Source organism: Nocardia sp. NBC_00565, from assembly GCF_036345915.1.
Classification (GTDB): Bacteria; Actinomycetota; Actinomycetes; order Mycobacteriales; family Mycobacteriaceae; genus Nocardia.
Map to the genome: position 1 here is coordinate 6696499 of NZ_CP107785.1, position 21147 is coordinate 6717645.

General features: G+C 65.4%; 17 protein-coding genes. 4 read left to right on the plus strand and 13 right to left on the minus strand.

All coding sequences use genetic code 11. The features are described 5' to 3' along the window. Nucleotides 1-128: 128 nt before the first annotated feature. A complete protein-coding gene (locus OG874_RS30665; protein WP_330250569.1) occupies nucleotides 129-1118 on the minus strand; it encodes a GlxA family transcriptional regulator in 990 nt (329 codons plus the stop codon). Nucleotides 1119-1229: 111 nt separating this feature from the next. On the opposite strand from OG874_RS30665, the gene OG874_RS30670 reads away from it, so the two are divergent. After that, nucleotides 1230-2168: an NADP-dependent oxidoreductase gene (locus OG874_RS30670; protein ID WP_330250570.1), complete on the plus strand. Its 939-nt coding sequence runs from the start codon at nucleotides 1230-1232 to the stop codon at nucleotides 2166-2168. A 359-nt stretch (nucleotides 2169-2527) separates the two neighbouring features. Continuing rightward, nucleotides 2528-2722, plus strand: coding sequence for a hypothetical protein (locus OG874_RS30675; protein ID WP_330250571.1), 195 nt, complete (start codon nucleotides 2528-2530; stop codon nucleotides 2720-2722). Between the two features lie 18 nt (nucleotides 2723-2740). Here OG874_RS30675 and OG874_RS30680 read toward each other — a convergent pair whose 3' ends face one another. After that, nucleotides 2741-3601, minus strand: a complete 861-nt coding sequence (locus tag OG874_RS30680) for a helix-turn-helix transcriptional regulator (RefSeq protein ID WP_330250572.1) — start codon at nucleotides 3599-3601, stop codon at nucleotides 2741-2743. A 101-nt stretch (nucleotides 3602-3702) separates the two neighbouring features. On the opposite strand from OG874_RS30680, the gene OG874_RS30685 reads away from it, so the two are divergent. Next, complete coding sequence (locus OG874_RS30685; RefSeq protein WP_442943147.1) at nucleotides 3703-4716, plus strand: aldo/keto reductase; 1014 nt, start codon at nucleotides 3703-3705, stop codon at nucleotides 4714-4716. Between the two features lie 73 nt (nucleotides 4717-4789). On the opposite strand, the gene OG874_RS30690 is transcribed toward OG874_RS30685, so the two are convergent. Both OG874_RS30690 and OG874_RS30695 read right to left on the minus strand, forming a co-directional pair. Then, complete coding sequence (locus OG874_RS30690; protein WP_330250573.1) at nucleotides 4790-5260, minus strand: PaaI family thioesterase; 471 nt, start codon at nucleotides 5258-5260, stop codon at nucleotides 4790-4792. Nucleotides 5261-5357: 97 nt separating this feature from the next. Next, nucleotides 5358-5723, minus strand: coding sequence for a CD225/dispanin family protein (locus tag OG874_RS30695; protein ID WP_330250574.1), 366 nt, complete (start codon nucleotides 5721-5723; stop codon nucleotides 5358-5360). Nucleotides 5724-6242: 519 nt separating this feature from the next. On the opposite strand from OG874_RS30695, the gene OG874_RS30700 reads away from it, so the two are divergent. After that, the gene (locus OG874_RS30700) at nucleotides 6243-6959 is read left to right on the plus strand and encodes a hypothetical protein (RefSeq protein ID WP_330250575.1); all 717 of its coding nucleotides are present in this window, start codon (nucleotides 6243-6245) and stop codon (nucleotides 6957-6959) included. Between the two features lie 200 nt (nucleotides 6960-7159). Here OG874_RS30700 and OG874_RS30705 read toward each other — a convergent pair whose 3' ends face one another. From OG874_RS30705 to OG874_RS30745, 9 genes are all read right to left on the minus strand, one after another. Further along, nucleotides 7160-7567 carry a type II toxin-antitoxin system VapC family toxin gene (locus tag OG874_RS30705; protein WP_330250576.1) on the minus strand — a complete coding sequence of 136 codons (408 nt, stop codon included), beginning with the start codon at nucleotides 7565-7567 and terminating at the stop codon, nucleotides 7160-7162. Next, complete coding sequence (locus OG874_RS30710; protein ID WP_330250577.1) at nucleotides 7564-7764, minus strand: hypothetical protein; 201 nt, start codon at nucleotides 7762-7764, stop codon at nucleotides 7564-7566. The genes OG874_RS30705 and OG874_RS30710 overlap by 4 nt, the downstream gene beginning before the upstream one ends. Nucleotides 7765-7841: 77 nt before the next feature. Next, nucleotides 7842-11795, minus strand: coding sequence for a DNA-directed RNA polymerase subunit beta' (locus OG874_RS30715; RefSeq protein ID WP_330250578.1), 3954 nt, complete (start codon nucleotides 11793-11795; stop codon nucleotides 7842-7844). A gap of 173 nt (nucleotides 11796-11968) precedes the next feature. Then, nucleotides 11969-15475 (minus strand): DNA-directed RNA polymerase subunit beta, encoded by a 3507-nt coding sequence (rpoB, locus tag OG874_RS30720; RefSeq protein ID WP_330250579.1) that lies wholly within the window; start codon nucleotides 15473-15475, stop codon nucleotides 11969-11971. Nucleotides 15476-15896: 421 nt separating this feature from the next. After that, nucleotides 15897-16610, minus strand: coding sequence for a hypothetical protein (locus tag OG874_RS30725; RefSeq protein ID WP_330250580.1), 714 nt, complete (start codon nucleotides 16608-16610; stop codon nucleotides 15897-15899). A gap of 11 nt (nucleotides 16611-16621) precedes the next feature. Beyond that, nucleotides 16622-17350, minus strand: coding sequence for a hypothetical protein (locus tag OG874_RS30730; RefSeq protein ID WP_330250581.1), 729 nt, complete (start codon nucleotides 17348-17350; stop codon nucleotides 16622-16624). 50 nt (nucleotides 17351-17400) lie between these two features. Beyond that, on the minus strand, nucleotides 17401-18642 hold the full coding sequence (locus tag OG874_RS30735) for an MCE family protein (RefSeq protein ID WP_330250582.1): 1242 nt from the start codon (nucleotides 18640-18642) through the stop codon (nucleotides 17401-17403). Then, on the minus strand, nucleotides 18639-19889 hold the full coding sequence (locus OG874_RS30740) for an MCE family protein (protein ID WP_330250583.1): 1251 nt from the start codon (nucleotides 19887-19889) through the stop codon (nucleotides 18639-18641). The genes OG874_RS30735 and OG874_RS30740 overlap by 4 nt, the downstream gene beginning before the upstream one ends. Then, nucleotides 19886-21121 carry an MCE family protein gene (locus OG874_RS30745; protein ID WP_330257487.1) on the minus strand — a complete coding sequence of 412 codons (1236 nt, stop codon included), beginning with the start codon at nucleotides 21119-21121 and terminating at the stop codon, nucleotides 19886-19888. The genes OG874_RS30740 and OG874_RS30745 overlap by 4 nt, the downstream gene beginning before the upstream one ends. Nucleotides 21122-21147: the final 26 nt, after the last annotated feature.

Here is a 21147-nt window from a genome sequence, read left to right on the forward strand (position 1 = left end):
CTCCCTGTGGTGCCTACATCGGGCGCGAAGCCCGACAAGGTGTGCGGCTGTGCTGGCTCGCATCGAGCCCGAGTGCTGTGCCGGGCTACAGCTTTTCCTACGCGGCCACTCGTCGTGCGGCATCGCACTCAGGCGGCGGTGCCGCGGAAGGTCCTGCGGTAGCTGTTCGGTGCGATGCCCAGTACCGAACGCATGTGCTGGCGTAGGGAATTCGCGGTGCCGAAGCCCGCTCGGTGGGCGACCAGGTCGATGCTGAGGTCGCTGTTCTCCAGGAGGTCGCGAGCACGTTCGAGGCGCTGGGCGGTGAGCCAGCGGCCCGGAGTGGCGCCGACTTCGTCGCGGAACTTGCGGCTGAAGGTGCGAACGCTCATGCGGGCGTGCGTTGCCATCTCCTCCAGCGAGATCTGGTCCGCCAGGCGATCCAGCAGCCAGGCGCGGGTCGCGGCCGTCGAAGCAACCGTCGGTTCGGGCACCGGGCGTTCGATGAACTGCGCCTGCCCGCCGTCACGCCAGGGCGGGACCACGCAACGTCGCGCCACGCGGTTGGCGGCGGCGGCGCCATAGTCGCGGCGGACCAGGTGCAGGCACAGATCGATGCCCGCGGCGATACCCGCCGACGTGAGCACGTCACCGTCGTCCACGAACAACACGTCCTGATCGACGCGCACCTTCGGAAAGGCCCGCCGGAACTCGTCGGCCCGCTGCCAATGGGTGGTGGCCGGACGTCCATCGAGCAGACCGGCGGCGGCGAGCACGTAGCTGCCGGTGCAGATCGAAACCATCCTGGCACCGGGGCGAACCAGGGTGAGCGCGGCGGCCAGCGGCTCGGGCAGCGCCGAGCCGACGTGCAATTCGCTGAGATCGTGGATGGGCGGGATGACGACCGTGTCGGCATCGGCCAGCGCCTGTGGTCCGTGCGCGACGGCGATGGCGAAACCGGCGTCACTCTGGACCGGCTGCCCATCGGCCGTGCACACCAGCACCTCGTACAGCGACCGTCCGGCGTCGTCGAACGCGTTCCCGAAGACGCGCGACGGAATCCCCAGCTCGAAGGGCGGCACGCCGTCGAGTGCCAGGACGACGACCCGATGCGGTCGCGATGTGGTGTCGGCAACCATGTGGCCGAATTCTGTCAGATATTGGCCATCCAGCCAATACTGCGCACTCTCGATCGGAGGCAATCTGAGTCCGCTCGCACGCCGCCGAGCCCCGAGGAAAGGACACAGACCATGAGCACCAGCACCACGATGCGCGCCATCGGCATCCGCGAATGGGGCGGCCCGGACGTTCTGACACCCGTCGAGATCGAGCGGCCCGAACCCGGCGTGACCGAGATCCTGGTGCGGGTGCACGCGGCCGGGGTGAATCCGGTCGACTGGAAGACCCGCACCAGCGGTGGCCTGATCGTGTGGGGCCCGACGCCCATCGTCGGCTGGGATGTCTCCGGCACGGTCGAGGCGGTCGGGCCCGGGGTGACGCTGTACCAGCCCGGCGACGCGGTCTTCGGCATGCCCCATTTCCCGCGCCAGGCGGGCGGCTACGCCGAATTCGTCGCCGCACCGGCCCGGCACTTCGTCCGCAAGCCCGACACGATCACCCATCTCGAGGCCGCCGCACTGCCGCTCGCGGCGCTCACCGCCTGGCAGGGGCTGATCGACACCGCGAAACTGAGTGCCGGACAACGGGTTCTGATCCACGCGGCCAGCGGCGGTGTCGGACATCTGGCCGTGCAGATCGCGAAGGCGCAGGGCGCGTATGTCATCGGAACGGCCCGGGCAGCTAAGCACGAATTCCTGCTCGCCCTCGGTGCGGACGAGGTAATCGACTACACCACCGTCGATTTCGCCGATGCGGTCCGCGATATCGACGTCGTCCTCGACACCATCGGCGGCGACTACGGCACTCGCTCACTGCGCGTACTGCGCCCCGGCGGTCATCTGGTAACCCTCCCCGGCCCGGACGATGTACCGCCCGCCGCCGACGTGCAGACCGGATGGATCATGGTGGAACCGGATTCGGCCGGCTTGCGCGCGATCGCCGAACTGGTCGCGGCAGGCAGACTGCGCCCCGAGCTCGATACCGTCCTCCCTCTCACCGATGCGGCCAAGGCACACACCTACGGCGAGACCGGCCGCACTCGCGGCAAAATCGTGCTGCAGGTCGTCTGATGCGTAGGCCCGGAGCAGGTCTGACCGTCCGTTCCGGGCCACCGCGCCCGTTGCGCCCGAGCACTCGACGGAACCGACCGGCGGTATCGGGATTCGCCAGGAGCATACGACCGGCTATGCGCGCGGAGAAGCATCCACATCGGCCGACAACCCCAGAAAGGGCTGATCACAAGGCATTAGGGGCATCCCGGCAGGATTAGCTGCCGACCGCGCTGAATATCGGCGGGCACCGGATCGATCTGGTCCCGTCGATCGATCAGGCGGGTACGCGGCTGTCGCTGACGCCCATCAGCGAGACGGACGAGCCGGTTCGCGACGTCAGCACCCAGGAGCGTTTCTTCGGTCAGATCGAAAAGTCGATGCCGCAGGTGCTGACCGGCGCGGCCATCGGCTTCGTACTCGGCTTCCCCCTCGGCCTTTTCGTCTTCGACGTCGTCACCGCTCCGATCTTCACCGTCGTCGGTGGCGTCATCGGTGCGTTCGCGGGTCTGTCTGCCGGCGGTGGCGAGCCCGCGATCCAGGCCGCGATGGACTACTTCAACCTCAATCCCTGAGTAACGCGATCCAGTTATTCACCCGCGGATGTCGTCATTCGCGGGCAGCAGTTTCTGAGTTCCGATGACCCGCAACAGATCCAGCTTCTCCGCCGCATCGGTACCCGGACGTGGCAGGAAGACGAGCAGTCGCTGCGCCTCGTTCGGGGTGAGCAGGGTTTCGCAGACCGTGTCGATCAAACCGACCTCGGGATGCAGGATCCGCTTGGTGTCGGAGATCCGCACCGCCACTTCGTGTTCGTTCCAGAGCTGCTCGAATTCCGTACTCGTGGCACGCAATCGGCTCACGAGCTCGGTGACATCGGCGTCGCCGGATCGGCGCGCGGCGGTAGCGCGCAGGTCGGCGACGTGCTTGCGGCCCAGTCGATCCCAGTCCTGCTCCGGAAAGATCGATCGCCCGAGCGGGTCGGTAAACCAGCGCCATGCGTAGAACCGGTCCAACCCACGACGGTGCGCGTGATCGCCGACGAGCAACGTGTGCATCCGGTTCTGCACCAAAACCTCGCCGAGGTCGGTGATGACGGTGGCCGCGGTGTCGTCCAGCTTCGCCAGCACATGCATGATCCCCGGACCGACGTGCTTATCGCCGAACTCGCGCACGGGCGGGGCGTGGTCGCACAGGTGGTAGAGGTGGTCGCGTTCATCGTTGCTGAAGCGCAGCGCCCGCGCCAGCGAGGCGAGCACCTGGATGGACGGCCGCGGGCCCCGCGACTGCTCCAGGCGGGTGTAGTAGTCGGTCGACATGCCCGCGAGCAGGGCCACCTCGTCCCGGCGCAGGCCGGGCGTGCGGCGGCGGACCCCTGGCGGCAGCCCGACATCCGCGGGCGTCAACTGCGCACGGCGCCGGCGCAGGAAATCTGCCAGTTCGGATCGGTCCATATCACCACTGTCCCGCAAGAGGCCGGGGCAAGCCAGGGATCGGCGATCCCCCGATAAGCGATCTCTGCCGCAACCCCGGATAAAGGTTCAGGCTTGATCCCATGACGACATCGAAGATCACCACCAGCACCGAACTCGGCAAGACCGGCCCCGCGGTCAGCCGCATCGGTCTCGGCGCAATGGGCATGTCCGGCATGTACGGCGCCAGCGATGACGCCGAATCGATCGCCACCATCCACGCCGCGCTGGACTCCGGCGCCAACCTCATCGACACCGGCGACTTCTACGGCGCGGGTCATAACGAGATGCTGATCGGCAAGGCCATCGCCGAGCGTCCCCGGGAGGACGTCGTGCTGAGCGTGAAGTTCGGCGCGCTGCGCGGACCGGGCGGCACCTGGGGCGGCACCGACAGCCGACCCGTCGCGCTGCGCAACTTCCTCACCTACAGCCTGCAGCGACTCGGCGTCGACTACATCGATATCTACCGGCCCGCGCGGCTGGACCCGAACGTCGGGATCGAGGAGACCGTCGGTGCCATGGCCGAGTTGGTCGAGGCGGGCTACATCCGGCACATCGGGCTGTCCGAGGTCGGCGTCGACACCATCCGCCGCGCCGCGGCCGTGCACCCGATCGTGGATCTGCAGATCGAGTACTCGCTGATCTCGCGCGGCATCGAAGCCGAAATCCTGCCCGTGGTACGGGAACTCGGCATCGGCATCACCGCCTACGGCGTACTCTCCCGCGGTCTGCTCAGCGACTCCGTTCGCTCCCGAGCGGCCTTCGCACCTGACGATTTCCGTGCGCACAGCCCGCGGTTCCAGGGCGAAAACCTCGATCAGAACCTGAAACTGGTCGACGCGCTCGCGAAAATCGCTGCGGACAAGGATGTTTCGGTGGCGCAGCTGGCCATTGCCTGGGTGCTGACCCGTGGCGCGGATATCGTGCCGATCCTCGGCGCCCGCCGCCGCGAACGCTGGTCGGAATCCCTTGGCGCACTGGATATCCAGCTCAGCACCGAGGAGCTGGCCACCATCGAGGCCGCGGTGCCCGCCGACCAGATCGCCGGCGAACGTTACGCGGCCGCGCAGATGGCGCTGCTGGACAGCGAACGCTGATATGGCAGGGAGGGCGCGCGATCGGCCGCCCTCCCAACCGCTACCGCCATGTCCGGGTGTTCGACGAGCGTGGTCACTTCCTCCTGGGGCGGATGACCGCGGTGAAAGCCGATGCGGCGACCGACTTTCCGGTGTTGTCGGTAATGTCCACCGGGACCGCCAACTCGACATCGACCCGCGCCGCGATATCGGAGCGCGCCTGCTCGAGCGTTTCGGCAGACAGCTCGGATGTCGCGAGGAACGGGCCCGCCGCGCCCTTGGCCCGCGCCAGATATTCGATCCGGCCGTCGCGAGCCACGATGAACGTCTCCCCCATTAGATCGACGATGCCCGAGATCGACGCGCCCATCGCCGCGGTCTCGGCCAGGCCGAACAGCACCGCGGCGTGCAGATCACCGTTGTGGTTGAGATGTTCGGGTTTGGGCGCGATTGTCACGACATTGCGGCCCGCGCTGAACTCGACCCCTTCGATCCCGGCGTACTGGATGAACCCCAGCTTCTGAAAACCGGCCATCACCAGATCGCCCATGGCTGCACTGTCCATCGCATCTCCCACCGAAAACTGAAACGTGTTCTATTTTCATACCTCGGCGATGCGCGGTTGTCCACTGAATCGCGCTCCGGGCGGCGGAGTGCACCCGTCAGTACGAGGACGAACTCGTCAGCGTGACGACGAGATAGCCGACGGCGAGAACCGCGCAGAGCACATTGGCAACAGTGGCGGCGATCGCCCAAGCCTTCGCCTTCTTGGACGCGTCGAACGCACCAGCGATATCTCCGCTGTGCCACTTCGAATGCACCTGCGAACCGAAGAGAATCGACACGATGCCGAGCACGGAACCCACCATGCAGGTGAGGGTCCCGAGGATGGTGGCCCCGATCGCCCAGCCCAGATGGGCAGGCGGTTCCGCCGGCGCGTAGACCGGGTATCCGTACCCCGGCGGCGGGCCGTATCCGGGCTGGTTGGCCGGGTAGCCGTAACCGCCGGGCTGTCCCCCATCAGTCATGGCAGTGATCCCGTCTCGAAGTCGGCGGCTGGGCGGCATTTCCTGCCGGCCCTGGCCGAGGCGTTACCAGCGTACGAACCGGGCCTGCGTCCCGCACCACAGCCCCACGCCATGGGGACTAGCGGTGATACGACCTCGGCAGCACCCACCAACTCCCCGCAGCCCCCGCATCACCAGCAACAACCGCCGACGCCATCCCCCACACCCTCCTCTGGACCCTCCCCCTAGCCCTGCTCCTACTCACCCTGACCTTCCTCTTCCCCACCCGACTGACAATCCCGAGCCGCCAACACCCCGGGGACCCAGCAAGTCCAGTTGACCGATTGCGCCGGTTCGAAGGACCGCAGTACCCGTGCTCACTGAGGTCATCGGGTCCGCCCGTACAGCGGTGATCAACGGTCAGCTGGCGTGCCCCGGTGCACGCCACGGCGCGACAGCTGCCCGCACCAGCGTGCCGAGCATCGGGCGCAGCCGATTCGGGGCTGATGGCGCAGGATATTTCGGCTACCGTCGATACAGGTGTCCGAGGTCGCGATCGGGGGTGCTGAAGGAATGTTCGATCCCGGTGTCGAGATCGATCGGCTGATCGCTGAGCAGATCGGGTGGTCGTGGTTCGACGATCACGTGCTCTACACATGCGGCGTCGTCGACTTTCTGGTCAAGAAGCAGTTAGCGCGGATCCGGGCGCAGGCGACCAGGATTCGCCTCGAAGCCGATGAGCTGTGCCTGGCCGAGGGGCCAGCTGTCTGGTCGGTCTGGCAGGCGGTCGGCGACGGCAGTTGGGCCCCAAGGACGATGTACGCGTCCGGATCACTCTCGTTCGTAGCGGCCGCCCACCTCGGCAATGCGCTCGCCAATCAATCTCGGCGTCGGCGCGCGGCCCACGAACTTCAGCCGCGCTGGGTACCCGCACGCCCCGGCGCGGCCATGGTGTCCGAGCGGCGGGTGTTCTTCCACAACCCCGGCCACACATTCTCGATCTACTGGTCCGGACTGGACATGGTGGATCTGATCGGACCCGATCGCGTGGAGTTCCGCTACCGCGACCTACCGGGCAAGCCACAAGCACTCCAAGTCCAAAGCCCCTGGGCAATCCTGATGTTCGCACTAGCAGCCCACACCCAGTTCCCCAACCACCCCCTCCTACTGTCCGGCAACTGGCTCCCAGCCGGATTCGAGGACAAGTGCCACATAGCAGGCAAGCCCTGCCCCCACGTCCGCTTCCCCTCCCCCTGAACCCCCTCGCCCTCCCGGAAGATCAGATCACCGGAGCTGAACATGCATGAGAACCCTACGGGCGGTCAAAGACGTCGTCCCGCTGCAGTTCCTCACGGGTCAACGTACGAAACACTCGTGGGTCAGCGACGAACTGAGTCATCCCCGCACGCAGCGCGGCCGCAATCAGGTTCCTGCGCTCGGGAATCGGACCGGATCGCTCAGGGAAGAACATTGATGAAATCCAGTCCGGCGGTCTTCACCGCACGAAAGTGGTTGTCCGCGGTTGCGATGTCTCTGACTTGGAGGCGCTCGGCAACAGCAATCAAAGAAGCGTCGGCGGCACCGAGCGGAAAACTCGCGAATTGCTTCATCAACTCGATGATGCGCGATGTATCCCCTGGATCGAACTCTTCACGAAATAGCCCATCCCGCACGGCTTCCATGAACTGGATCTCGGCCTGCGCACCTGCGTACTTCTGCAGCAAATAGGTCACTTCGGCCACAACGTATGGCGTAACAACGAACTCATCGGCACGACCTGCCAGGAAGGCACTCATCTCCGTATGCCGCTTGTCCCGCCGATTCATTACCGCTACCAAAACATTGGCATCGACGATCAGCGTCACTTGGCCTCGAAAAGTTCGGTATCCATCCGCTCGCTGAGATCTTCCGGACCGTCAAAGGACGGCAAACCGGCGAGCCGATCACCAGAGCCACCCTTGACCAGGCGTAGCAGCGCGTCGCGCGCTGCAGGCGCAACTTCCGGTGGAAGCTGCTCGACCAGACGGTGCAGTTCGGGGTAGTGGTCGTACGCCACGCTCATACCTCGACAATACGTGAAACGACGATCGCCCCGCTCCTGTTGGAGCGGGGCGATCGCCTGACTAAAAGAGCTACCGGTTACCGGTAGTCGCTGAAACCGTAATCGTCGAGCGGGACCGCGGCACCGGTGGTGGCGCCGAAGCTGTCCGGCGAGTAGTAGGTGTCGTCGTAGGACGGCACCGCGTACGCAGCGGCGCGGGCTTCTTCGGTCGGCTGGACCGTGATATTGCGGTAGCGGTTGATGCCGGTACCGGCCGGGATCAGCTTGCCGATGATCACGTTTTCCTTGAGGCCGATGAGCTTGTCCGAGCGGCAGTTGATGGCCGCGTCGGTCAGGACTCGAGTGGTCTCCTGGAAGGATGCCGCCGACAGCCACGAATCGGTCGCCAGCGACGCCTTCGTGATACCCATCAGCACCGGGCGACCCGCCGCGGGCTCATTGCCCTCGGCGACGACGCGACGGTTGGAGGCCTCGAACTCGGACCGCTCGGTGAGCGAGCCGGGCAGGAACTCCGTGGCACCCGAGTCGATGATCGTCACGCGACGCAGCATCTGGCGCACGATGACCTCGATGTGCTTGTCGTGGATCGACACACCCTGCGAGCGGTAGACCTCCTGGACCTCGTGGACCAGGTGGATCTGCACCTGACGGGGGCCCATGACACGCAGCACCTCGTGCGGATCCGCCGCGCCTTCCAGCAGCTGCTGGCCGACCTCGACGTGGTCACCGTCGGAGAGCAGACGCTCGGTACCGTCGTCGTGCTTGAAGACACGCAGACGCTGACGCTTCGAGAGCTTGTCGTAGACAACCTCTTCACCACCGTCATCCGGGATGATGGTGATCTTGTAGAAGCGATCGTCGTCCTCGAGCCGCACCCGACCCGAGACCTCCGCGATCGGCGCCTTGCCCTTCGGCACACGAGCCTCGAAGAGCTCCTGCACACGGGGCAGACCGCCGGTGATGTCATCACCCGCGACACCACCCTGGTGGAAGGTACGCATGGTCAGCTGGGTACCCGGCTCACCGATGGACTGCGCGGCGACGATGCCGACGGCCTCACCGATGTCGACCAGCTTGCCGGTCGCCATGGAGCGGCCGTAGCAGGTCGCACACACGCCGGTGCCGGTGGTGCAGGTCAGCACGGAGCGGACCTTCACCTCGGTGATACCGGCGTCGAGCAGCGCCTCGATCGCCGGGTCGCCGAGGTCGGCGCCCTTCCCGATCACGACATTGCCCTTGGCGTCCACCGCGTCCGATGCCAGTGTGCGGGCGTACGCGGAGGTCTCCACGTGCGCGTCCCGGATCAGCGATCCGGCCGCCTGCTTGTCGGCGATCGTCACGATGATGCCGCGCTCGGTGGCGCAATCGTGCTCGCGCACGATCACGTCCTGCGAGACGTCCACCAGACGACGGGTCAGGTAACCCGAGTCGGCGGTACGAAGCGCGGTGTCGGCCAGACCCTTACGGGCACCGTGGGTGTTGATGAAGTACTCGAGCACGGTCAGGCCCTCACGGAAGGAGGACTTGATCGGGCGCGGGATGAACTCACCCTTCGGGTTCGTCACCAGACCCTTCATGCCGGCGAGGGTACGAGTCTGCGTGAAGTTACCCGTGGCGCCCGACTCGACGATCGTGATGATCGGGTTGTCCGGCGGGTAGTGCGCACGCAGCGCCGTACCGACCTCCTCGGTCGCTTCCTGCCAGATCTTGACCAGTGCGTTGTTGCGTTCCTGATGATCCAGGGCGCCGCGCTGGTACTTCCTCTCGATCTGATCGGCGAGCGCCTCGTAGCGCTCCATGATCTCGGTCTTCTCCGGCGGCACGAGCACGTCGGACATCGAGACCGTCACCCCGGATCGGGTGGCCCAGTAGAAGCCCGCGTCCTTCAGCTTGTCGACGGTCTGCGCGACCACGATCATCGGATAGCGCTCGGCCAGATCGTTGATGATCGTCGCCTGACGCTTCTTCGGCATCTGCTCGTTGATGAACGCGTAGTCCGCCGGGAGCAGCTCGTTGAACAGCACGCGACCAAGGGTGGTCTGGGCAATCCACGCGTCGCCGCGGTTCCAGCCCTCCGGGAACAGCTCCGCCTCGATGTTCTTCGGCGGGCGCTGGTGGATGAGGCGCACCTTGATCAGCGAACGCACGGTGAGCTCACCGCGGTCCACCGCCATCTGCGCCTCGGCGGGCGAGGAGTACACACCGAACTCGGCCGAATCCTTTGCGGCCGGCTTGTATTCGCCCTTCGCGCCCTCTTCGAGGCGAGTCAGGTAGTACAGGCCGGTCACCATGTCCAGACGCGGCATGGCCAGCGGTCGACCCGAGGCGGGCGACAGGATGTTGTTCGAGGACAGCATCAGGATGCGAGCCTCGGCCTGCGCCTCCGCGGACAGCGGAAGGTGCACGGCCATCTGGTCACCGTCGAAGTCGGCGTTGAACGCCTCACACACCAGCGGGTGCAGCTGGATGGCCTTGCCTTCCACCAACTGCGGCTCGAAGGCCTGGATGCCGAGGCGGTGCAGGGTGGGCGCACGGTTCAGCAGCACCGGGTGCTCGGCGATGACCTCTTCGAGGACATCCCACACCTGGGGACGCTGACGCTCGACCATCCGCTTGGCGGACTTGATGTTCTGCGCGTGGTTCAGGTCGACCAGACGCTTCATCACGAACGGCTTGAACAGCTCCAGCGCCATCAGCTTGGGCAGACCACACTGGTGCAGCTTGAGCTGCGGACCGACGACGATGACCGAACGGCCCGAGTAGTCGACGCGCTTACCGAGCAGGTTCTGCCGGAAACGACCCTGCTTGCCCTTGAGCAGATCGCTCAGGGACTTCAGCGGGCGGTTACCCGGTCCGGTGACCGGACGGCCACGACGGCCGTTGTCGAACAGCGCGTCCACAGACTCCTGCAGCATCCGCTTCTCGTTGTTGACGATGATCTCGGGCGCACCCAGATCGATCAGTCGCTTGAGGCGGTTGTTGCGGTTGATCACGCGGCGGTACAGGTCGTTCAGGTCGGAGGTGGCGAAACGGCCACCGTCGAGCTGAACCATCGGACGCAGCTCCGGCGGAATCACCGGAACGGCGTTGAGCACCATGCCCATCGGCGAGTTGCCGTTGGTCTGGAAGGCCGCGACGACCTTGAGCCGCTTGAGCGCGCGCAGCTTCTTCTGGCCCTTACCGCTGCGGATGGTCTCCCGCAGGTTCTCGGCCTCGGCCGGGATGTCGAACTGCTCCATCAGCTTCTGGATGGATTCGGCACCCATGGCACCGGTGAAGTACTCGCCGTAGCGGTCGACCAGCTCGCGGTAGAGGATCTCGTCCACGATGAGCTGCTTGATCGACAGCTTGGTGAAGGTCGTCCAGATCTCGTCGAGCCGGTCCAGCTCACGCTGGGAGCGGTCGCGCAGCTGACGCATCTCGCGCTCGCCGCCGTCCTTGACCTTGCGGCGCACGTCGGACTTGGCACCCTCGGCCTCGAGCTCGGCCAGATCGGCCTCGAGCTTCTGGGCGCGGGCTTCCAGGTCGGCGTCACGCTGATCGGCGACGGCCTTCTTCTCGACCTCCATCTCGGCTTCGAGCGTGGAGAGCTCATTGTGACGCAGCTCCTGGTCGACGCCGACGATGACGTAGGCGGCGAAGTAGATGATCTTTTCCAGATCCTTCGGAGCCAGGTCGAGCAGGTACCCGAGGCGCGAGGGCACGCCCTTGAAGTACCAGATGTGGGTAACGGGCGCGGCCAGCTCGATGTGGCCCATCCGCTCGCGGCGCACCTTGGCGCGAGTCACCTCGACGCCACAGCGCTCACAGATGATGCCCTTGAAGCGGACGCGCTTGTACTTACCGCAGTAGCACTCCCAGTCCCGGGTGGGACCGAAGATCTTCTCGCAGAACAAGCCGTCCTTCTCCGGCTTGAGCGTGCGGTAGTTGATGGTCTCCGGCTTCTTGACCTCGCCGAAGGACCACTGCCGAATGTCCTCGGCGGTGGCAAGGCCGATCCGGAGTTCATCGAAGAAGTTGACGTCTAGCACGTAACTTCCTTTCCCCTATTCGGGTCGAATTCGAGCAAAAGTTCACTAGTTGGTGGAACGCGGAGCCGAATGCCGTTCTGATCCTTTCGAGCGACCTGCAAGCAATCGCTACGGTGATCCTTTCGAGCGACCTGCAAGCAATCGCTACGGGGAAACGGCATTCGACCTACCGCCTAGTTCGCCAGATCGTCGACGGTGGCGGCTTCGTTCCTGGACAGGTTGATGCCCAGGTTCGCGGCCGCGCGCTCCAGATCCTCGTCGTCGCCGTCACGCATCTCGATTGCCGCGCCGTCCGAAGACAGCACCTCGACATTGAGGCACAGCGACTGGAGTTCCTTGAGGAGCACCTTGAAGGATTCCGGAATGCCCGGCTCCGGAATGTTCTCGCCCTTGACGATCGCCTCGTAGACCTTCACGCGGCCGACCACGTCATCGGACTTGATGGTGAGCAGCTCCTGCAGCGTGTACGCCGCACCGTAGGCCTGCATGGCCCAGCACTCCATCTCACCGAAGCGCTGACCACCGAACTGTGCCTTACCACCGAGCGGCTGCTGGGTGATCATCGAGTACGGGCCGGTCGAACGGGCGTGGATCTTGTCGTCGACCAGGTGGTGCAGCTTCAGGATGTACATGTAGCCCACCGCAACCGGGTACGGGAAGGGCTCACCGGAACGGCCGTCGAACAGCGTCGACTTGCCGTTGTCGTCGACCATGCGCTCACCGTCACGGTTCGGCAGGGTCGAGGAGAGCAGACCGGTCAGCTCCTCTTCGCGGGCGCCGTCGAACACCGGGGTGGCGATGTTGGAGTCGGCCGGGGCCGCCAGCATCTCCTCCGGCAGCGCCTGCGCCCAATCCGGACGGGAGCCGTCCGCACCGGCGCCGACATCCCAGCCCGCCTTGCCGATCCACCCGAGGTGGGTCTCCAAGATCTGGCCGATGTTCATACGACGCGGCACACCATGGGTGTTCAGGATGATGTCCACCGGAGTGCCATCGGGCATGAACGGCATGTCCTCGGTCGCGAGGATCTTGCCGATAACACCCTTGTTGCCGTGGCGACCGGCGAGCTTGTCGCCGTCCTGGATCTTGCGCTTCTGCGCCACGTACACGCGCACCAGCTCATTCACACCCGGAGGCAGATCGTCGTCGTCCTCACGCGAGAACACGCGAATACCGATGACCTTGCCGGACTCACCGTGCGGCACCTTCAGCGAGGTGTCGCGCACCTCGCGCGCCTTCTCACCGAAGATCGCGCGCAGCAACCGCTCCTCCGGGGTCAGCTCGGTCTCCCCCTTCGGGGTGACCTTGCCGACCAGGATGTCGCCGTCGCGAACCTCGGCGCCGATACGCACGATGCCGCGCTCGTCCAGGTCCGCGAGGACCTCGTCGGAGACATTCGGGATATCCCGGGTGATCTCCTCCGCGCCGAGCTTGGTGTCGCGGGCGTCGATCTCGTGCTCCTCGATGTGGATCGAGGTCAGGACGTCCTCTTCCACGAGGCGCTGCGACAGGATGATCGCGTCCTCGTAGTTGTGGCCCTCCCACGGCATGATCGCGACGAGCAGGTTCTTGCCCAGCGCCATCTCACCGTTCTCGGTGCACGGACCATCGGCCAGCACCTGGCCGTTCTCGACCCGCTGACCCTCGTCCACGATCGGCCGCTGGTTCGCGCAGGTGCCCTGGTTCGAGCGCGCGAACTTGCGCATCCGGTAGCTCTTACGGGTGCCGTCATCGGCCATCACGGTGACGTAGTCGGCCGAAACCTCTTCCACCACGCCGGACTTCTCGTTCACCACGACGTCACCGGCGTCGACCGCGGCGCGCAGCTCCATACCGGTGCCCACGATCGGGGCCTCGGAACGGATCAGCGGCACGGCCTGGCGCTGCATATTCGCACCCATCAGGGCGCGGTTGGCGTCGTCGTGCTCGAGGAACGGGATCATCGCGGTCGCGACCGAAACCATCTGCCGCGGCGAAACATCCATGTAGTCGACCTCGGCGGCGGGAACGAGTTCGTTCTCGTCATTGCCCCGCCGGCAGAGCACGCGGTCCTCGAGGAAGCTGCCATCGGCGGCGACCGGCGAGTTGGCCTGCGCACGAACGTGGCGGTCCTCCTCGTCGGCGGTGAGGTACTTGACCTCATCGGTGACCTTGCCGTCGACCACCTTGCGGTACGGCGTCTCGATGAAGCCGAACGGATTGACCCGCGCGTACACCGACAGCGAACCGATCAGGCCGATGTTCGGGCCTTCCGGGGTCTCGATCGGGCACATGCGGCCGTAATGCGAGGTGTGCACGTCACGGACTTCCAGACCGGCGCGCTCACGGGACAGACCACCCGGACCAAGAGCCGACAGGCGGCGCTTGTGGGTCAGACCCGAGAGCGGGTTGTTCTGGTCCATGAACTGCGACAGCTGCGAGGTTCCGAAGAACTCCTTGATCGCGGCCACCACGGGACGGATGTTGATCAGGGTCTGCGGCGTGATCGCCTCGACATCCTGAGTCGTCATCCGCTCGCGAACGACACGTTCCATGCGCGACAAGCCGACCCGGATCTGGTTCTGGATCAGCTCGCCGACGGTGCGCAGACGACGGTTACCGAAGTGGTCGATGTCGTCGACGTCGACCGGAACCTCTTCGCCACCGGGCGCGGTCATCGCACGATCACCCGCGTGCAGGCGCACCAGATACTCGATCGTGCTGACGATGTCTTCCTTGGTGAGCACCGACGCGGTGATCGGCTCGCCGAGGTGAATGCCCAGCTTCTTGTTGATCTTGTAGCGACCGACGCGCGCCAGGTCGTAGCGCTTCTCCTTGAAGAACAGGTTCTCCAGCAGGGTCTGCGCGGACTCCTTGGTCGGCGGCTCGCCCGGACGCAGCTTGCGGTAGATGTCCAGCAGCGCCTCGTCCTGACCGGCGGTGTTGTCCTTCTCCAGGGTCGACATCATGATCTCGGAGAAGCCGAAACGCTCGACGATCTCCTCGTTCGTCCAACCCAGCGCCTTGAGCAGCACGGTGACCGGCTGACGGCGCTTACGGTCGATACGCACACCGACGGTGTCGCGCTTGTCGATATCGAACTCCAGCCAAGCCCCGCGCGACGGAATGACCCGCACACTGTGCAGATCCTTCTCCGTGGCCTTGTCGACGCTGTGATCGAAGTACACACCCGGCGAACGCACCAGCTGCGAAACTACGACGCGCTCGGTGCCGTTGATGATGAACGTGCCCTTATCGGTCATCATCGGGAAATCACCCATGAAGACCGTCTGGCTCTTGATCTCACCGGTGTTGTTGTTGATGAACTCAGCGGTGACGAACAACGGCGCCGCGTAGGTCATATCTTTGTCTTTGCACTCGTCGATGGAGGCCTTGACCTCCTCGAAACGAGGATCCGAGAAAGACAGGGACATCGAGCCCGAGAAATCCTCGATCGGCGACAGCTCCTCGAGCACCTCCTCGAGTCCGCCTGTTAGCCCGCCGTCGCCGCGCAAAGCGGCCTTTTCACGCCATGAAGGCGAACCGATCAACCATGCAAATGAGTCCGTCTGTAGATCGAGAAGTCCGGGCACCTCCAAGGGTTCACGGATCTTCGCGAAAGACACCCGCAACGGGGCTCCGGGGATTCCGGCAACTGCCTTGGTCTGGGTGGAGACTGCCAAGATGCGTCCTTCCAGCACCTCACGCGCGTCGCGTGGTGGTCCGCGACCGTCGCTTGTCTGCTACGAATTCCGCTGGTTACAACCCGAACGAAACCCGAACAGGCAACAACAGAAGTAACACCGGAAGGGTGGAACTTACGTGTGCAAATCGAGGTATGGACAGGAGGCAGCCAGCGCAACGTCCAACCGTACACCAATACGCAAGGCGGTGTCAAAGTACCACCCGAACAAGCCGTCGCGTGGCGGCTCGCCGTGACCAATATGGCCGCGTGCCGTGTCCGAATCGCTGGCTGCGTCGGGAGCCACGGGGCGCTAGAAGCCACTGTGACAGCTGCCGCTGTTGTGAATAGCGTGACGGGTCTTGCGAAACTCGTCAAGTGCCAGGGCCGACCGGGTGATCGGCCAGATCCCCTGCCCCGCTGGGCTTATACCGCCCGGATCACTGATCGACGATGGCCGCTGCCAGCCACTTGCCGTCCACCTTCTGCATTTTCACGACGATCGGACCGGAGGCGCTCTGCTGGGCGACACCGTTCTTGTTCGCGCTGACCACGAAGTTCACCAGCAGCTCGGCCCGATCATCGGTGAGCAAGGTCACCCCGATCGGATCGGCGAGCGCATCGGCGCTGGTCTGCGCCTGTTTCAGGGCGGCGAGATTGGTATCGGCGTACTTGTCGAAATCGGCGAGCATCTGCCCGGTGACGACCGAGTGCACCGCATCCTTGTAGCCGTCGAGCTTGTTCACGTCGTAGGCGTAGATGGTCTTCAACGCGTGCGAGGCGGCCGCGGTCACCTCCTCGGTGGCCTTGCTGTCGATATAGGCGTCGTTCGAATCGTCGATGCCGGGGCGCAATGCCGCGACCGCGGCGAAAACACCCAGCAGCACGGTGACGACGAACAGAGCCGCGACCAGGCCCCAACCGCGTCCCAGGCGCAGCCGCTGCGCCAACGGCCGCGACGGTGCGGGCTGGCGGGCGGGACGGACCGGTTCGGTGGCACCGGCGAGCTGCGCCCGGCGCTTCGTGGTCACGGTCGATTCGTCGGTCGCACGTGCGGTGCGGCGGGTGGCCGCGGATCCGGCACTGGCCGCGGTGCGGCCGACGGTGGGACGGTTACGGGGAGTGACCCGATTGACTGGTCGACGCGATGCCATAGCGGGTTCTCCTACGATCCGGGCTTGGGCGCGGCGGCGCCCGCGGACGGTGCGGTCGCACCGGGCTGCCCGGCGGCCGGCTGGTTCACGGGGACGGGCTGACTGAGCGGACTCGCCTTCTCGGCCTTCCAGACCTCACCCTGTTCGACCAGGTCCAGGGCCCAGGTCTGGCGGTAGGCGTAGGGCGCGACATCCGGGGCGGTCCGGGTGGTCTGCAGCACGATGAGCGCGGAGGCATGGTCGCGTTCGGAGTTCAGCGCGGTCAGCGAGGAGCCGACGACCTTCGACTCCAACCTGGTCTTGGCCTCGTTGGCCTGCTGGCGGAACTGCTCCTGGGTCTTGGTGGCATCGTCGAGCAGCGATCCGGTCATCGACGACTGGATCAGCTTGATCGAACCGTTGACATCGTTGGGATCCAGCGACATCAGGTTGATCGCGGCCTGCTTGGCATCGGCGAGCGCGGTATCACGCGCCTCGGCGCGCGGGGCGTCGGTGAAGAACGCCGCGCGCACCCAGCCGGTGCCGAACCAGGCCGCCGCGATCAACGCGATGACCAGCGGAACGGCCATGATCATCGAGGCCAGGGTGACCGGGACACGTGGTCGACCGGCCGGGACGTCAGCGGACGCGACGGTCGACGGCACGGGATGCGATGCCGGCGTCTCGGGAGCCGCGGCATCGGATTCCGCGGAATCGGCCTCGGTAGATTCCGGCGTTTCCTTGGACATATCGACGGTCACAGCGAGACACCCTAACTTCAGTTACTGCGGAGTAGCCGCATAGGTCCTGTTCACCGCTTGGGCGTGACCCCCAGCATGGTGGCCATCTGCACGGCGATCGGGTTCAGGTTCAGCTTTTCCGGATCGGTCTTCGGGGTCGAGTCCCACGGCTGCGTGATATTCGGATCGGCCAGATCGGCGCGCGCTCCGCCCCGTACCGCCGTCGGATTACCAAACGGCACAGTGCATTTCGCGTCCTTGTTGAACGGGAATTCATCGCGGGTGTCGTCGAAGTCCGGGTTCTCCCGCTTCATCTGCTTCAGGATGGCCTGGGTGCCCTCGTAGCCCTGGGTGCAGGCGGGTGGGTTGTTCGCTTCGAGCACCAGGCCGAAGTGGCTGGTGCCGTCGCCGGGCGCGGTGGACGAAGCGCCGATGGACAGCCCCGGAATCATCTGCAGCAGCGGGCGCAGCGCGTAGAACTTCGGCGAGATGGACACCAGCAGCTGCCGCAGGTTGGTCAGATCCTCGGTCAGCGCACCGCCGCTCTCGTTCAGCAACGCGGTGATCTGCTCGCCCGCGTCGGTGCCGGTGCCGATGAGCCGGCGGATATCCGGATCGCTGGAGCGTAGCTGCGCGGTGAGTTCGTCGAGGCCCTGGCTGAACTGCCGGATATAGCCCGACTGATCGGCCTGGGTGCCCAGCGCGATCCGGCCGTCGCGGATCAGCTGAATCGTCTGCGGCAGTGTGTCATTGAACGTCGCGGTGAACTTGTTCAGCGAATCGATGAAGACCTTGAGATCGTCGCCCTTGCCGTCGAATGCCTTGCCGAGTTCGGTGACGGTGGTGTTCAGCGCGGTGAGGTCGACCGAACGGGTGAAGGTATCGACGCTCTGCACGAGCTGCTCCACCGAGATCGGGGTGGTCGCCGAGGTGATCACCGAACCGTCGCGCAGATACGGGCCGTGGTCGGCATCGGGCTGCAGATCGACGTACTGCTCACCGATGGCCGAACGGTTGGCGATGACGGCGCGGGCCGACTCCGGAACCTTCGGCGCGCCCGAATCGAGTACGAGATCGATCGCCACACCCGAATCGGTGAGTTCGAGATTGCCGACCCGGCCGACCGGAACGCCGCGGTAGGTCACCTCCGCACCTTTGTAGATGCCACCGGTCTGCTTGGCGTCGACCTTCACGTTGTACTCGCCGATGCCGAGCATGTGATCGAGCCGAACGTACTTCGCGCCGACGTAAACCACGCCGAGCACCGCGATCACCGCGAACGCGATCAGCTGATAGCGCACCAGACGGGTCATCGCTGGCCACCTCCCGGTGCGATTTGATCGAGAATCGCCCCGAGCGGATCGGTCGGCAGCTGCGGCAGACCGGCCGGGAAGCGAGGCATATTGGGCGGCAGCGGCAGCAGCGAAACCGTCGGCCAGCCCGGGCGCGGGCCATTGCCGCCGTAGTACGGGTTGGTCGGATTCACCGGCACCTCCGGGCCGTAGGGCGGCGGAATGTAGACCGGATCACCCTTGCCGACGCCGAGATTGCTCAGCGTGACACCGATCTGCTGATCCACCGACAGCCAGGTGTTCACCTGCCCGCCGAAAGTGCCCTCCAGCGTCGAGTCCGGGAACGGGTAGGTCGGCACCAGCGGCAGCGCGGTGACCAGATCCGGTGCGGCCTTGCCGAGTTCCTGCAGCGTCGGGCGCAGCGAGGTCAGATCCTTGATCAGATCGTCCTTCGAGTGGTTCAGCACGTCGAAACCGGCCTGACCCACCCGATCCAGCTGCTGGAGCAGCGCAATCAGTTGCGGCCGCTGCTCGTTCAGGATCTTGATGCCCTTCGGCAGCTCATCGATGATCTTGCTGATCTGATCGGTCTGGGTGCTCACCCGACTGCTCAGCGTGCCGAGTCCGTCGATCGCCCTGGTGATGTCGTCGACCTGCTCGTTCAGCCCGCCGATCAGTTGATTGGCCTGATCCAGCAGTGAGCGCACCCGCTCCTCACGGCCGCCGAGGGTCTTGTTCAACTCGGTGACGATGGGCTGCAGCTGCGCGACGCCACCGCCGTTGAGCAACAGCGACATCGCGCCGAGCACCTGCTCGACCTCGGTCGCGTGCCGGGTGTGGTCGACCGGGATGACCGAGCCATTGGTCAGTTTCTTGGAGTCGGGTTCCTCGGCGGGCTTGGCGAGTTCGATGAATTTCTCGCCGAGCAGATTCGACTGCCGCACCTCGGCCCGCGCGTTCGCGGGCAGGTCGACCGAGGAGTTCACCACGGCGCGCACACTCGCGGTCCAGCCGTCCGGCGCGAGCGCGATGTCCTCGACCCGCCCGACTGCCACGCCCTCGACCTTGATCGCGGACTGGGGCACGAGATCGAGCACATCGTCGAAGTGGATATCGATGGTCATCGGGTGCGCACCGACATCGGCGCCGCCGGGCAGCGGGACCGCGTAAATACCGTCGGAGGCGCACGACGTCACCAGGACCGCGCTCATCCCGACCACCGTCGCTACGGAGAGAGTGCGTGCCACCGAACGGATTCGCTTGTTCATCGCTGGCCACCTCCCTGCGAGGGCGGAAGTTGATCGGACGGGGTACCCGGAACGGTCCCCGGCACCGGAGCGCGCTGTTCGTTCTCATTGCTGAGGATGCCGAAGGGCAGGATCAACGTCGGCGTCTGCACGCCCGCGGTGATCTGATCGGTGATCTCCTTGCAGTGCTCCAGGATCGGGCGCATCTGCTTGCCGAGCGCCTCGAACTTCGGATCGCCCGGCATCAGCTTGCTCAGATCCAGCATCTTGCACACCACGCCGAACGGGTCCTGCAGATCAGTGAAGTTGGCGCGCATATCGAGCGTGCCGGACTCCGCGTTGTGGATATTGATCAGGTTGCTCAGCGCCAGCGGCAGCACCGGCAACGTGGCGGCCAGATCATCGCGCTGCTTGGCCAGCGTCGCGGTGAGCGTGGTCAGGCCCTGCGCGTTCTGTTGGACCAGATCGCGGTTCTCATCGATGAACCGGGCGACATCGCCCAGCGCGACCGACAGCAGGTTCAGCGCCGCGCCCAGGTTCTGCCGCTCCCCCGCGAGGAAGGTGGACAGATCCGCGAGCTGGACATTGAACTGCCGCACCTGCTGGTCGTTCTGGGCCAGCATGGTGACGAAGGTCTGCAGATTTTTGACCGTGTCGAAGATATCGCCGCGGGTGTCACCCAGGTACCGCGTCGCGCGCGAGAGCTGAGTGATGGTGTTGGCCAACGCCTCTCCGTTGCCCGCCAGGTTCGCGGCCGAAGTGCGCACCAATTCGTTCACCGCGCCCTCTTTGTTGGCGCCGTTGGGGCCCAACGCATCCGAGAGTTCGGTGATGCTCTTGTACAGCTGGTCGACCTCGACCGGGGTGACCGTGCGCTCGCGCGGAATGGTCGCGGTGCGCGCCATTTTCGGCCCGCCGGTGTAGACCGGGGTCAGCTGGATGTAGCGATCGGAGACGATCGAGGGCGTGATCTGCGCGGCCTTGGCGTCCGCGGGGACGTCGAAACTGCGGTCGACGCTCATCACGACCTTGACCTGATCACCTTGCGGCTCAACGGAATCCACACTGCCAACCGGCACGCCGAGGATCCGCACATCCGAACCCTCGTAGATGCCGACGGAGCGGTCGAAATACGCGGTGATCTTGGTCGTGGTCATCCGGTCGAAGACCCACCAGAGCACTCCGGCCGCGACCAGCGCCGCGATCACGCCGATCACGATGGCCGCCTTGGTGCCGCGACCCGACGACCGCAGTGCGGTCAGCGGTTCCTTACGAGGCC

Coding starts and splice junctions, on each gene's coding strand:
- OG874_RS30680 (WP_330250572.1), bottom strand. CDS start 3,601: ATGGACCGATCCGAACTGGCAGATTTCCTGCGCCGGCGCCGTGCGCAG.
- OG874_RS30695 (WP_330250574.1), bottom strand. CDS start 5,723: ATGACTGATGGGGGACAGCCCGGCGGTTACGGCTACCCGGCCAACCAG.
- OG874_RS30735 (WP_330250582.1), bottom strand. CDS start 18,642: ATGACCCGTCTGGTGCGCTATCAGCTGATCGCGTTCGCGGTGATCGCG.
- OG874_RS30690 (WP_330250573.1), bottom strand. CDS start 5,260: ATGGACAGTGCAGCCATGGGCGATCTGGTGATGGCCGGTTTTCAGAAG.
- OG874_RS30665 (WP_330250569.1), bottom strand. CDS start 1,118: ATGGTTGCCGACACCACATCGCGACCGCATCGGGTCGTCGTCCTGGCA.
- OG874_RS30710 (WP_330250577.1), bottom strand. CDS start 7,764: ATGAGCGTGGCGTACGACCACTACCCCGAACTGCACCGTCTGGTCGAG.
- OG874_RS30725 (WP_330250580.1), bottom strand. CDS start 16,610: ATGGCATCGCGTCGACCAGTCAATCGGGTCACTCCCCGTAACCGTCCC.
- OG874_RS30740 (WP_330250583.1), bottom strand. CDS start 19,889: ATGAACAAGCGAATCCGTTCGGTGGCACGCACTCTCTCCGTAGCGACG.
- OG874_RS30675 (WP_330250571.1), top strand. CDS start 2,528: ATGCCGCAGGTGCTGACCGGCGCGGCCATCGGCTTCGTACTCGGCTTC.
- OG874_RS30685 (WP_442943147.1), top strand. CDS start 3,703: ATGACGACATCGAAGATCACCACCAGCACCGAACTCGGCAAGACCGGC.
- OG874_RS30670 (WP_330250570.1), top strand. CDS start 1,230: ATGAGCACCAGCACCACGATGCGCGCCATCGGCATCCGCGAATGGGGC.